The organism is Streptomyces sp. NPDC101181 (genome assembly GCF_044767975.1).
Lineage (GTDB): Bacteria > Actinomycetota > Actinomycetes > Streptomycetales > Streptomycetaceae > Streptomyces.
In genome coordinates this window covers 135,235-148,757 of record NZ_JBIWOX010000007.1, presented here as the reverse complement: position 1 = coordinate 148,757, position 13,523 = coordinate 135,235, and the positions used below count along the sequence as shown (strand labels likewise).

General features: G+C 72.8%; 8 protein-coding genes. 4 read left to right on the top strand and 4 right to left on the bottom strand.

Features of this window, described 5'->3' with window-relative positions:
- Window positions 1-32 precede the first annotated feature (32 nt).
- Complete coding sequence (cobN, locus tag ACIRRU_RS13235) at window positions 33-3,638, top strand: cobaltochelatase subunit CobN (protein WP_403679366.1); 3,606 nt, start codon at window positions 33-35, stop codon at window positions 3,636-3,638.
- A gap of 84 nt (window positions 3,639-3,722) precedes the next feature.
- Window positions 3,723-4,838 carry a DUF4037 domain-containing protein gene (locus ACIRRU_RS13230; protein WP_403679364.1) on the top strand — a complete coding sequence of 372 codons (1,116 nt, stop codon included), beginning with the start codon at window positions 3,723-3,725 and terminating at the stop codon, window positions 4,836-4,838.
- A 93-nt stretch (window positions 4,839-4,931) separates the two neighbouring features.
- Here the strand turns inward: ACIRRU_RS13230 and ACIRRU_RS13225 are convergent, their stop codons facing one another.
- The gene (locus ACIRRU_RS13225; RefSeq protein ID WP_403679361.1) at window positions 4,932-6,779 is read right to left on the bottom strand and encodes a lysyl oxidase family protein; all 1,848 of its coding nucleotides are present in this window, start codon (window positions 6,777-6,779) and stop codon (window positions 4,932-4,934) included.
- A 429-nt stretch (window positions 6,780-7,208) separates the two neighbouring features.
- Between ACIRRU_RS13225 and ACIRRU_RS13220 the strand changes: the two genes are divergently transcribed.
- Window positions 7,209-10,274 carry an AfsR/SARP family transcriptional regulator gene (locus ACIRRU_RS13220; RefSeq protein ID WP_403679358.1) on the top strand — a complete coding sequence of 1,022 codons (3,066 nt, stop codon included), beginning with the start codon at window positions 7,209-7,211 and terminating at the stop codon, window positions 10,272-10,274.
- A 171-nt stretch (window positions 10,275-10,445) separates the two neighbouring features.
- Here the strand turns inward: ACIRRU_RS13220 and ACIRRU_RS13215 are convergent, their stop codons facing one another.
- From ACIRRU_RS13215 to ACIRRU_RS13205, 3 genes are all read right to left on the bottom strand, one after another.
- Complete coding sequence (locus ACIRRU_RS13215) at window positions 10,446-10,862, bottom strand: hypothetical protein (RefSeq protein WP_403679356.1); 417 nt, start codon at window positions 10,860-10,862, stop codon at window positions 10,446-10,448.
- 263 nt (window positions 10,863-11,125) lie between these two features.
- A complete protein-coding gene (locus ACIRRU_RS13210) occupies window positions 11,126-12,229 on the bottom strand; it encodes a hypothetical protein (RefSeq protein WP_403679353.1) in 1,104 nt (367 codons plus the stop codon).
- A complete protein-coding gene (locus ACIRRU_RS13205) occupies window positions 12,226-12,465 on the bottom strand; it encodes a 4-oxalocrotonate tautomerase family protein (protein WP_403679350.1) in 240 nt (79 codons plus the stop codon). Before ACIRRU_RS13205 ends, ACIRRU_RS13210 begins: the two co-directional genes overlap by 4 nt.
- Window positions 12,466-12,739: 274 nt before the next feature.
- On the opposite strand from ACIRRU_RS13205, the gene epsC reads away from it, so the two are divergent.
- On the top strand, window positions 12,740-13,456 hold the full coding sequence (gene epsC / locus ACIRRU_RS13200) for a serine O-acetyltransferase EpsC (RefSeq protein ID WP_363203003.1): 717 nt from the start codon (window positions 12,740-12,742) through the stop codon (window positions 13,454-13,456).
- Window positions 13,457-13,523 lie beyond the last annotated feature (67 nt).

The following is a 13,523-nucleotide window of genomic DNA, read 5'->3' as shown; positions in this document are numbered from 1 at the left end:
GCGTGGACACCCCGAGGAAGGCCTGACGCAGCATGATCCTGCTCCTGTCGACGTCCGACACCGACCTCCTGAGCGCCCGCGCCGCCGAGGGACCCGTCAGCTACCGGTACGCCAACCCCTCCCGCGTCGGCCTCGACGGGCTGCCGGGGCTGCTGGAGGGCGCCGACCTCGTCGTCGTGCGGCTCCTCGGCGGCGTACGGGCGTGGCAGGAGGGGCTGGACGCGGTGCTGGCCACCGGCCGCCCGGTCGTCGTGCTGACCGGTGAGCAGGCCCCGGACGCCCAGTTGATGGCCGCGTCCACCGTGCCGATCGGGATAGCCGCCGAGGCGCACGCCTACCTCGCGCACGGCGGGCCCGCGAACCTGGAGCAGCTGGCCCGGTTCCTCTCCGACACCGTGCTGCTGACCGGCCACGGCTTCGAGCCGCCCGCCCCGGCCCCCGCGTGGGGCCCGCTGGAGCGGGAGGCGCGCGTGGTGCCCGAGGACGGGCCGACCGTCGCCGTCCTCTACTACCGCGCCCACCACATGAGCGGGAACACCGCGTTCGTGGACGCGCTGTGCCGGGCGGTGGAGGATGCCGGGGGCCGCCCGCTCCCGCTGTACGTCGCCTCCCTGCGGACCCCCGAGGCCGAGCTGATCGCCGAACTCCGCACCGCCGACGCCATCGTCACCACCGTCCTCGCGGCGGGCGGCACCAAGCCCGCCGAGGCCTCCGCCGGGGGCGACGACGAGTCGTGGGACGCGGGCGCGCTGACCCAGCTCGACGTCCCGATCCTCCAGGCGCTCTGCCTGACCAGCCCGCGCAGCGCCTGGGAGGAGAACGACGAGGGCGTCTCCCCGCTGGACGCGGCCACCCAGATCGCGGTGCCGGAGTTCGACGGCCGCCTGATCACCGTCCCGTTCTCCTTCAAGGAGATCGACGAGGACGGGCTTCCGGCGTACGTCCCCGACGCCGAGCGTGCCGCGCGGGTCGCCGGGATCGCCGTACGCCACGCGAAGCTGCGCACCATCCCCAACGCGCACAAGCGCGTCGCGCTGGTCCTCTCCGCCTACCCGACCAAGCACTCCCGCATCGGCAACGCGGTCGGCCTCGACACCCCCGCGAGCGCGGTGGCCCTGCTACGGCGGCTGCGCGCCGAGGGGTACGACTTCGGGCCCGAGGCGGACATCCCGGGGCTGGTCTCCGGCGACGGCGACGAGCTGATCTACGCGCTGATCGAGGCGGGCGGCCACGACCAGCAGTGGCTGACCGAGGAGCAGTTGGCGAAGAACCCGGTCCGGATTCCGGCCGCCGACTACCGCCGCTGGTTCGCCGGGCTGCCGCGGGAGCTGCGGGAGGCCGTGGAGGAGCACTGGGGCCCGGCCCCCGGCGAGATGTTCGTGGACCGCTCCGCCAACCCGGAGGGCGACATCGTCCTCGCGGCCCTGCGGCGTGGGAACCTCCTCATCCTCATCCAGCCGCCGCGCGGCTTCGGCGAGAACCCGATCGCGATCTACCACGACCCCGATCTCCCGCCGTCCCACCACTACCTGGCCGCCTACCGCTGGATCGCCGCCTCCGCCGAGGACAACGGCTTCGGTGCGGACGCGATGATCCACCTGGGCAAGCACGGCAACCTGGAGTGGCTGCCCGGCAAGAACGCGGGCCTCTCCGCCGCCTGCGGCCCCGACGCGGCCCTGGGCGACCTTCCCCTGGTCTACCCGTTCCTGGTGAACGACCCGGGCGAGGGCACGCAGGCCAAGCGCCGCGTCCACGCCACCCTCATCGACCACCTGGTCCCGCCGATGGCCCGCGCCGACAGCTACGGCGACATCGCGCGGCTGGAGCAACTCCTCGACGAGCACGCCCAGATCGCCGCGATGGACCCGGCGAAGCTGCCCGCGATCCGCGCCCAGATCTGGACGCTGATCCAGGCGGCGAAGCTCGATCACGACCTCGGGGTGGAGGACCGTCCGGAGGACGAGGGCTTCGACGACTTCATCATGCATCTGGACGGCTGGCTCTGCGAGATCAAGGACGTCCAGATCCGTGACGGCCTGCACGTCCTGGGCAGTCCGCCCGCCGGGAACGACCGGGTCAACCTGGTGCTCGCCGTGCTCCGCGCCCGCCAGATCTGGGGCGGCACCGCGTCCCTCCCCGGCCTCCGTGAAGCGCTGGGCCTGGACGAGTCGGCCGCCACCCGCACCGCCGCCGACGCGATCGAGGAGCAGGCGCGCGCCCTGGTCCAGGCGATGGACGACGCGGACTGGGTGCCGGAGGCAGTGGCGACGGTGGCGGCGGGCCTTCCCGAAGCCGTGGCCGACATCCTCACCTTCGCGGCCACCGAGGTGGTCCCCCGCATGGCGGCCACGACCGACGAACTGACCCACGCCGTCCACGCGTTGAACGGCGGTTTCGTCCCGGCAGGCCCCTCCGGCTCCCCACTCCGAGGCCTGGTCAACGTCCTCCCGACGGGCCGCAACTTCTACTCGGTCGACCCGAAGGCGGTTCCCTCCAAGCTCGCTTGGGAGACGGGCCAGGCCCTGGCCGACTCCCTCCTGACCCGCTACCGCACCGACCACGGCGACTGGCCCACCTCGGTCGGCCTGTCCCTCTGGGGCACCAGCGCGATGCGCACGGCGGGCGACGACATCGCGGAGGCGTTCGCGCTGCTCGGCATCCGCCCCGTCTGGGACGACGCCTCGCGCCGGGTGACGGGCCTGGAGCCCATCCCGTACGCCGAGCTGGGGCGCCCCCGTATCGACGTCACGCTCCGCATCTCCGGCTTCTTCCGGGACGCGTTCCCGCACACGGTGGGGCTGCTCGACGACGCCGTACGCCTGGCCGCCTCGCTGGACGAGCCGGCCGAGCACAACCACGTACGGGCGCACACCCAGGCCGACCTGGCCGAGCACGGCGACGAACGCCGGGCCACCACCCGCATCTTCGGCTCCCGCCCCGGCACCTACGGCGCGGGCCTCCTCCAGCTCATCGACTCCCGCGACTGGCGCACCGACGCCGACCTCGCCGAGGTCTACACCGTCTGGGGCGGCTACGCCTACGGCCGCGAACTGGACGGCCGCCCGGCCCGCGAGGAGATGGAGAGCGCCTACCAGCGCATCGAGGTCGCCGCGAAGAACACCGACACCCGCGAGCACGACATCGCGGACTCCGACGACTACTTCCAGTACCACGGCGGCATGGTGGCCACCGTGCGCGCGCTGAAGGGCAGCGCCCCGGAGGCGTACATCGGGGACTCCACCCGCCCCGAGACGGTCCGCACCCGCACCCTCGTCGAGGAGACGTCCCGCGTCTTCCGCGCCCGCGTCGTCAACCCCAAGTGGATCGAGGCGATGCGCCGCCACGGCTACAAGGGCGCCTTCGAGCTGGCGGCGACGGTCGACTACCTCTTCGGCTACGACGCCACGACCGGCGTCGTCGCCGACTGGATGTACGACAAGCTGACCCAGACCTACGTCCTGGATCCGGAGAACAAGCAGTTCCTCCAGGAGGCCAACCCCTGGGCCCTGCACGGCATCGCGGAACGCCTGCTGGAGGCCGAGTCCCGCGGCATGTGGGCCAAGCCCGACCCCGCGGTGCTCGACGCGCTGCGCCAGGTGTACCTGGAGACGGAGGGCGACCTGGAGGGCGAGGACTGACGCGGCGGGCGCACCGCCACCGGTCGGGCGCGACGCGGCGGATATGCGATGGCCCCGGCGGCCCCCGCCCAGCACAGTGGGCGCATGACGACCCCCGCCCGCGCCTTCCTGCCCGGCCTCGAACTGTCCCGGATCCTCTATGAGGAGGCGGTGCGCCCGATCCTCGAAGCGGAGCTCCCCGGGCTGCGGTACGCCGCGGCCCGGGTCGGTCCGGGCTCCGAGGTGCTCGGCTTCGACACGGCCCGGTCGGCGGACCATGACTGGGGCCCGCGCCTGGATCTGTTCCTGGAACGGGCGGATGCGGAGGCGTACGGGGAGCGGATCCACCGCCTGCTCGCCGAGCGGCTGCCCAAGCACGTACGCGGCTGGCCGACACACTTCCGGCACGCCGGCCCGTCGGACCCGGTCGGGCACATGGAGCCGACCGACGGCCCGGTCGACCACCGGGTCGCGGTGCGCGAGGCCGGCGGCTGGCTGCACGACCAGCTCGGCCTCCGCCTGCCCGGCGCTGCCGGGGACATCCCGCAACCCACGGTCCGCGACTGGCTGGCCATGCCGCAGCAGAGACTGGCGGAGGTGACGGGCGGCGCGGTGTTCCACGACGGGGTCGGCACGCTGACCCGGGCACGGCGGGAACTGGCCTGGTACCCGGACCAGGTGTGGCGCTATCTGCTGGCCTGCCAGTGGCAGCGGATCTCCCAGGAGGAGGCGTTCGTCGGGCGCTGCGCCGAGGTGGGGGACGACCTGGGATCGGCGGTCGTCGCGGGACGGCTGGTGCGCGACCTGATGCGCCTGTGCCTGCTCCTGGAGCGGGAGTACGCCCCGTACGGCAAGTGGCTGGGGAGCGCGTTCGCCCGGCTGGCCGTGGCGGGTGACCTGCTGCCCTCGTTGCGGGGAGCCGTCACCGCCGACGACTACGCGACCCGCGAGCGGCACCTCTGCGACGCGTACGGGCGGGTGGCCGCGGCGCAGAACCGCACGGGCCTCACCGAGGAGGTGGACCCGGCGCGGCGGCCGTACCACAGCCGCCCGTTCCAGGTGCTGCACGCCGAACGCTTCGCCCACGCGCTGGCCCGCACCGTCACCGAGCCGGAACTGCGGGGTCTGCCGCTGACCGGGGGCGTGGACCAGTGGGCGGACAGCACGGACTTCCTGGCGCGGCCGGGGGCGGTGCGCGCGGCGGTGGAGGCGCTCGGCTGAGGCGGCGCGCACGCCGTCGGCCCCGGGAGGACGTCCCGGGGCCGACGGATCACACGGGGGAGGCGAGACGGATCAACGCCTGTCTGACGCGCACTAGTTGGCGTTCACCAGGTCGTGCGCGGGGACCTTCACGGTGCGGGCGCCCTTCTTGCCGCCGAGGACGACCTTGCGCAGCGCGCTGTTGTTCTTGTGGTCGGTCTCCTTCAGGCGGTTCTCCGGGTTGGCGAGGACCTGGATGTAGTACGTGCCGTTCGGCAGGTCCGTGATGTCGAAGGACTGGCCGGGCAGGTCCTGGGTGTAGGTGTCGCCGGAGCCCACGTCGAGCACCTCGCGGACGGAGATGGAGTTCTCCTGGCCGCACGCGGTGGACAGATCGGTGTTGCCGGGGTGCCAGTTGGCGTTCTTGACCGTGTAGTCGACCGCGTCCGTGTTGGCCAGGCAGAAGGCCTCCTTGCCGCTGCGCACGGCCTCCTTCTTGTCGGCCTTCAGCAGCCGGTAGCTGGCGAAGTCGGTGAAGTGCCAGTGCTCGTGGCCCGGACGCGGGTCCCACTCCATGGTCCCGGTCGGGGCGTAGCCGACCTGCTTGCCCTGGGCGTCGTAGAAGTACTGGTAGGCGTCCATCAGCTTCTTGCCCGGGGAGCGGAAGCCGTCCACGACGAGCTTGGCCGGGCCGGCGTTCCACACGTTGGCGCTGAAGGCGAGGTAGTCCTTGCCGGGCACGTCCTCGTAACCGTCGCTCACGGTGATGCCGTAGGCGGGCAGCGAGCGCAGGTCGGGCTTGGGCACGTCGGGTACGGAGGCCTTGCCGGAGGGCCGCTTCGCCGCGGGCCGCTCACCGGGCGCCTGGCGCGACCCGTCGGTCTGCCCGGGGCGGTCGCCGACCCGGGCGGCCGCGAAGGACTGCCGCTGGAGCGACTCCTTCTTCAGCGCCCAGGGCAGCGCGGGCGGGGCGGGCGGGTAGGGCCCGTGGCCGACGTTGAAGGTGGGGGCGGCGCCGGTCGTCCGGCCGGCGGGGGCCTCGGGGCGGGCGGGGGCACCGTGCGCGGCATGGGCGGAGGCGTTCCCGGTGCGGGCGGCGGGAGCTCCCGGGGCCTGCCCGTGCCCGGCGTGGCCGCCGTGCCCGCTGTGCGCCGCGTCGTCCGCGTGCTGTCCGTGCTTGCCGTGCGCGGCGGCGGACCCGGCGGTCCTGGGGGCGGCGCCGCGGGGCGCGGAGCCCGCGCCCGCTTCCTCCCCACTGAGCTCGCGGACGGTGACCTTGACCTTCTGCGGCTTGTTCGCGATGCCGAAGAGGTCGCGGTACTTCTTCGTCACGGAGATCGTCGCGGTGTAGGTCCCGGCGGCCAGCTGGGCGGGCTCGGCGTAGTAGCCGGCGTAGGTGTTGGACGCCCAGCCGTTCTCGACGCCCCACACCGAGCCGAGGGTGAAGGGGTTCACCGGACAGCTCTGCGGATACTTCGAGTTGGCGGGCGCGTCCGGCCGGACCCGCCCGGAGGCGTTGTTGGGGCAGAAGGCCTCCGTCTGCTTCAGCACGGTCTTGCCGGCCGCGTCGGTGACGGAGATCTGCGCGAAGTCGGGGAGTCCGGAGAAGTCCTTCACGAGTCCGGCGGGCAGCGCCTTGACCGTGGTCTTCTTCCCCGTCCGGAGCACCTGTGCGGCGACGACCGGGTCCTTGTACGACTTACGGGTCACCCGGAGCTCGAAGGCACCGTTCTCCGAGGTCAGATAGGTCCCGAGGTCCAGATAGACCCCGGGGTCGTCCTTCCAGGAGTCGAGCGTCACCGAGGGGGACGCGGCGATCAGGCTGAGCTTCGGCGAGGGCTCGGCCGTCCTGGCGTCGGGCGCGGCGGCCACGACACCCGCCGTCACGGCGACCGCCGCGGCGACGGCGATCGAGGGGCGGATGAGGCGGTTGGTGCGGCCCTGCGGGAGTCTGGTCATCATTCCTCGTACTTCCGGTCTCCGAGTGCGCGATGGAACGTGGACGAGCAGCACGACCCCAACTCACCGGTGGCGACGCTGTGTCCGGCCTGTGAGATGCGAACCCGGATTCCCGGGTTGTCTCCGGCCTTCCGATCGGCTCGGGTTGTCCGAAAGCAGAGCCCTCGCGGCACCGCCCGGTCGGGCACATTCGTCTGCGGCCGACGGTCCGTTCGGGCGTTTTGCCGAAGCGGGTCCGGTCGTGACGGCTAATCGAACACGCCGGGCGCGGCGTTCCAGGGAGCGGTACGTTCCGGGGCCGTCTTGCCGCCTGACGCGAAGCCCTGATGAGATGGATGCCGGAGACTCATCTGGACGGCAGGAACGCGGAGCGTCGGCTATGCGTGGGGGGTGGCGGAAACCCCTTCCGCGGCCGCCGGAGGAGGAAGCATCGTGAACGAGGTCGCGGACACCCATGGAGTGCAGTTCCGGATTCTGGGCTCGTTCGAATGCTGGGACGGCAACGACCGAATCCGGGTCGGCGGACCGGTGCATGAAAAAGTGCTTGTCACACTCCTGCTCGAACCTCAGCGCGTCCTCCCGGTCTTTCGGCTGGTGGAAGCCGCCTGGGACGAGAACGCCCCCGCCACCGCCGCCCATCAAGTGCGCAAGGCCGTCGCGGAGTTACGGCAGCGCATTCCCGGCGGACGGGATCTGATCGTGACCGAGGGACCCGGATACCGGGCCCTCACCGCGCCGACCCAGGTGGACCTCGGCCGATTCACCGAGGGATTAAAACAAGCCAGGGAAGCCGCTGTCGCCGGACAGAGCGCCTATGCCATGACGACTCTTCGCGAGGCGCTGGCGCTATGGCGGGGGCCTTTGCTCTCGGGCACCGGCGGATCGGTTCTGTCCGCGGCCTCCGCCGCCCTGGAGGAACGCCGCCTCACCGCGGTGGAGCAGCTTTTCGACCTGCGGCTCGCGAGCGGCGAAGGAAGCGAGATCATCGGGGAATTACGCGAATTCATCGATGCGCATCCGCTGCGGGAAACTCTGCGTGGCCAGCTCATGCTCGCCCTCTTCCGTTCCGGACGACAGGCCGACGCGCTGGAGGAGTTCGCCAAGGTCCGGGACTACCTGATCGACGAACTCGGCATCGGCCCCGGCGACGCGCTCTCGGAGCTGCACAACGCGGTGCTCCGCAACAGTCCGGAACTCGCTCCTCCACAACTGCCCGCCGCCGTCCCCTTCACCCCGGAGGACAAGCCCTCCACCCTCCCGTACGACCTGCGCGACTTCACCGGACGGGAGGCGGAAGTCAGCGAACTGCTCGGGTTCGTGGAGGAGGCCCCGGGCTCCGGACCGCTGATCGTCGCCATCGACGGCATGGGCGGAAGCGGCAAGACGTCCCTGGCCGTGCGCGCGGCACACCAGCTCGCCGAGAACTACCCCGACGCCCAGCTCTACATCGACCTGCGCGGATTCACCCCCAACGGCCGCCCGCTGAGCGCCGGCGCGGCGGCCGAGGCCCTGCTGCGGATGCTCGGTGTCCCCGGTGACCGCATCCCCGACGACGCGGAGGGCCGCATCGCCCTGTGGCGGCGCACGATGAGCACCCACCGGATGATCCTGCTGCTCGACAACGCCATGGACGATTCGCAGGTCAGACCGCTTCTCACCTCCCCGACCGAGACCCTGGTCCTCGTCACGAGCCGGGCGCTGCTCGTGGATCTCGACGCGGCCCACACGGTGTCCCTGGGGGTCATGCCGCCGAGCGACAGCGTCGCCCTCGTCGAGGGCGTACTGGGCCGGACGCGAGCGCAGAACGAGCCCGAGGCCGTCGCCCAGCTCACGGAGCTCTGCGGCCACCTTCCGCTCGCCCTGCGGATCGCGGCGGCCCGGTTGCGCAAGCGCCCGCGCTGGACCGTGCGTTACCTCGTCAACCGGCTCCGGGACGACGCCCACCGGCTGGCCGAACTCAACTCGGGCGAACGCAGCGTCGAAGTCACGCTGCGGCTGTCCTACGAGGGCCTGGCCGCCGAGACCCGCGAGGCGTTCCGGCTCCTGGGCCAGCACCCGGGGTCCGAGATCGACACCTACGCCGCCGGAGCCCTGCTCGGGATCAGCGCCCGGGAGGCGGAGGAGGTCCTGGAATACCTCCTGGACATGCACCTCCTCCAGCAGCACGAGACCGGCCGCTACGCCTTCCACGACCTCGTCCGCAGCTTCGCGCAGAACCTCGCGCGCGGCGGCGGCACCCGCAGACAGCCGGAGGCCGGCGGGGAGCAGCACGCCGCGGCGGACGGGGACGACGAGATCGTGCGCGCCGTGGGACGGCTGCTCGACTTCGCCCTGGCCGCGACCGACGCCGCCTGTGACCTGCTGTTCCCCGGGCGGGCCCGGGTGGAGCGCTCCGGGCCCCCGACGCCGACGGCCGAGCTTCCGCCGCTGGAGACCGTCGAGCAGGCCCGCGACTGGCTGGAGCGCGAACAGGACTCGCTGCTGGCCGTCGTCTCCCTGGCCTACCGCTGGGAGATGGACCGGCACGTGGGGCTGCTGGCCGCCAACGTTGTCTTCCCGCTCGATCTGCGCGGGCGGCTGGAGGAGTTCCGGGAGCTGGGCCGGATCGCGGTGGCCGCCACCCGCCGGCTCGACGACGCCGCTCTGCTGCGGCTCAGCCTCTCCAACCTCGCCGTGGCCTGCTGGAAACTCGGTCACCTCACCGAGGGCATCGCCATGTCGGAGGAGGCACTGGCCCTGGCCATCGGTCTCGACGACCGCCGGGGCGAAGCGAAGGACACCGGTGTCCTCGGGCTGCTGCTCAGCACCCTGGGACGGTACGACGAGGCGCTGCCACGGCTCCAGCAGTCCATCGAGATCAAGCGGCAGCTGGGCGCGGAGCGTGCCGAGGCCGAGTCCCTGACCAACCTCAGCAGCCTGTACGCCGAATGGGGGCGCTATCCCGAGGCGGTGGAGGCGGCCACCCGCTCCGTCACCCTCTCCCGCTCCATCGGTTCGGTCGACAAGGAGGTCGAGGGGCTGACCGATCTGGCCGTGGCGAGAATCGGCCTGGGCGAGATCGACGCGGCCTCGGACCTCCTGGCCCGCGCCCGCAAGCTGGCGGGGGAGGTCATGTCACCCGCCGACCTGTCGCTGGTGCTCGCCCTGTCCGCCGAGGTCGCCGACCGGCTCGGCGAGAGCGCCCAGGCCACGGAGTGGGGGGAGTCGGCGCTCCACCTGGGCGACCTGAGCGGCGTCCCCATGCGCGAGGCCGCCGTCCACAACATCATCGGCCGGTTCCACACCCGTAACGGCCGGTACGCACCGGCCTTCGAGCTCCACGCGCGGGCCCGCGACGCGGCCTCACGCATCGGTTACCGCGTCGAGGAGGCCCGCGCAATGGCCGGCATGGCCGACGCCCTGGAGCAGATGGGCGAGCGGGAAGCGGCCTCGACCCACCGGGAGTCGGCCCGCGAGGCCTTCGACGCCATGGGGATACCGACGTCCCGGGCCGCGTGAGGCGGCCGCGTCCGGCCGACGCGGTGCCCGCGGGGCCGCCGCGAACAGGTTCTTCCGGTGCTGCCGGCTCTTCCGGGCCTTCTAGTTCTTCCGGTACTTCCGGTTCCTCGGCGGACATGAGAGCGCTCTCGCCGCCGTGAGGCGACGAGAGCGCTCGGAGAGGGAAGTGGCTCAGACCAGGTTGGGGCCCTCGCCGCCGGAGGCGGGGGTCAGGTTCGGGCCTTCGCCGTCCGAGGCGGCGGTCGCGTTGGGGCCCTCGCCACCGGAAGCCGGGGGCACGTTGGGGCCCTCGCCGTCCGAGGCGGGGCGTACGTTGGGGCCTTCGCCGTCCGAGGCGGTGGTCAGGTTCGGGCCCTCGCCGGTGTCGGACCGCGTGGCCACGATGTTCGGCCCCTCGCCGGTGTCCGATCCCGCGGCCACGATGTTCGGGCCCTCGCCGGTGTCCGATCCGCCGAGGACAGCGGAGCGTGCGGTGGCCGACAGGGCGGAGAGACCATCGTCCGCCGCCGCCGCGGAGGTGGCGGCGCCTCCGGCCATGAGCACGGCGGCCGTAAGGATTCCCACCATCGTCGACACCGAGTTCCGCATGATCTACCGCCTTCTGGAGTGGTCTTGCCGGGACGTTCCTGCTGACGGGAATGACTTTCGCGGGCGCTGCTCCCCGGTCGTTCCACTTCCGCTACCGACTCCCGGACGCCGACCGGGAACGCGGCAGGAAACCCCTGTACACAGGCGTGGGAGGCTCATTTCCTGGTCGGCGCGGCGGGGGGAACACGTACACGAAAGGGCCCACCGGCGACAGCGGTGGGCCCCTCCGTCGAGCGGGTCCGGGTGGATCGAGCGGATGCGGGTCAGGTGGGACAGCCGAGCAGGGCGGCGGTGCGGGAGGCGAGTTCGGCGGGTGTGAGCGCGGTGAGGACGACGTACCCGTCCCGCGCCTCCCGCACGTCCGCGGGTGCCGCGATCCGCCCGGGTGCTCCGGGCGGATCGGACATCGGGACGGCGGCGGCACACCCCACCGGCATCGCGGCCTTCAGCGGCTTGCCCGACAGGGCGTGGACCAGTTCCCGTTCCGCGACCAGGCCCGTGGTGAGCTCGATCAGCCGGGAGACGGGCCAACTCGCCTGCTGTGGAACCGCGTCCACGACCCGTGGCCCGTGTCCGGTGCGCGCGACGCGGATGAACGCGTACCCGAACTCGTAACCGACCAGGTCCAGGAGGCCCGTGGCCAGGGCCCTGATCTCCGCTTCCTCCGCGCCGGTGATCGGGGCGGGGAAGGTGTGGACGGCGAGACCGGCGCCCCGGGGTGCCGTGGCGGTTCCGGCCGCCCGGTCCGGCCCGGCCTCCGCGCCGGGTTCCCCCCGGTCGCTGAAACGCCCGCCACCGGGACCTCCGCCGCCGGAACCCCTTTCACCGGGACTCCCGTCGCCGGAACGTCCGTCTCCAGGACCTCCGCCGCCGGGAATCGCGTCGCGGAAGCTCCCGTCGCCGGAGCGGAACTCCACGATGCCGGTGACCCGGTGCATCCCCTCCACCGTGAGGGTCTCCACCCCGTACCCGACATCGCACAGCGGCGGCCTGTGCTCCGGCTCGTCCGGCAGGGCCAGCGCCTGCCACTGGGGGCCGCTGAGGTTCAGCAGGTTTCTGACCTCGACGGCGTCCGCGAGCAGCCGGGCGGCGGAGGCGGGGTTCGGTGAGACGCCCAGTTCCTCGGCGGTCTCCAGCACGGCGGGGTGGGAGCTCGCCTCCCCGCAGGCCACCATCCGGCCCACCCGGTGGGTGAGCACGGTCTTCCTGAGGTGCGCGCGAAGCTCCTCGTCCGTGAATCCGGCCGTGTCCGCGAGGGTGACGACATGGAAGCCGGCCTCCGTCGCCGCCACCGCCAGTTCGGGTGACGGCGCGACGAGGAGGAGACGCCGGGGATCGGCGGTGCCGGATCCGGCCGATGCCGTCATGGCCGCTGTCCTCCGGTGTCCTGCGGGCCGGGCCGGGAGACGGCGTCCGCGAGGAGGGCGTCGGCGAGCACGCCGCCCTTCCCCCAGTGGTCGGTCTCCACGTCCCGCACGATCACGGTGACGGCCTCTTCGGGACATCCGGCTATCCGGGACACACAAGCGGTCAGTTCCTCGACCAGTTCCTGGCGCTGGGCACGATCGTTCCCTTTCCACCAGTCAACGGAAATCACAGGCACGGGAGGACTCCTTCGGTTCGGGGCGAGGTGGGGAGCGGCGCGGGACCGCGGTGGCCGCCGACGCGGAACCGGGCCGGCTGTCCGGCCGGACGGTCGCGTGGTGCTCAGGCGAGTGTGGGCCGGACCGTTCCTGAATGTTTCCCGGCCCGTTCCCCTCTCGTTCCGCACAGCCCGGGACGCTCCCGCCGGGTGGGAACGCGGCGGGACTCGGGCGGGAAGCCCACCGGGCAGTCTCTGCACCAGTCATGAGGCCCACCCCGCCCCTGGAGCCACGATGAGCCTGCTCAGTTCGACGAAACCGGAATCGCGTCCGGCCCTCGGTCCCGCACCCGGCACCGCCTCCGCGTCCGCCGGCGGGTCCGGGGGGCCGGCGGCCACCCCCGCCTCCCCCACCCCCCGTCTGCTCGCCGCGCTGCGCGAGGACCTCTCCGTCGTCGTGGCCCGCGACCCCTCCGTACGGGGCGGGAAGGAAGCGATCCTGCACCCCGCGCTCACCGCGCTGTGGGCGCACCGTGTCGCCCACCGCCTGCACGGCCGCGGCCTGCGCATCCCGGCCAGGCTGCTGGCCCGCTGGGCCCGCCGGGTGACGGCGGTCGAGATCCACCCCGGGGCCGTCCTGGGCCGCCGGGTCTTCATCGACCACGGCGCCGGGGTCGTGATCGGGGAGACCGCCGTCGTCGGTGACGACGTGACCATGTACCACCAGGTCACCCTGGGCGCCGTCGGCTGGTGGAGCGACAACAAGCGGCCCGAGGGCGACCGCCGCCACCCCGTCGTCGGCAGCGGCGTCATCCTCGGCGCCAACGCCACCGTCCTCGGCCCGGTGACCGTGGGGGACCGGGCGGTCATCGGCGCCCAGGCCCTGGTCAACAAGGACGTCCCGGGCGGTGCCCGGGTGCTCGCGCCCACCGCCGTCATCAAGGAACCCGGCCGTCGGCCGCAGCTGATGGAGGACGTCTTCACCGTCATCGCCTCCGCGGGTTCCTGGTGACCGCCTCCCGCCGGTCGCCGCTCACGGCCCTCCGCCGGTCCCCCGCGACGGCCCTCCGCCCGGTCTC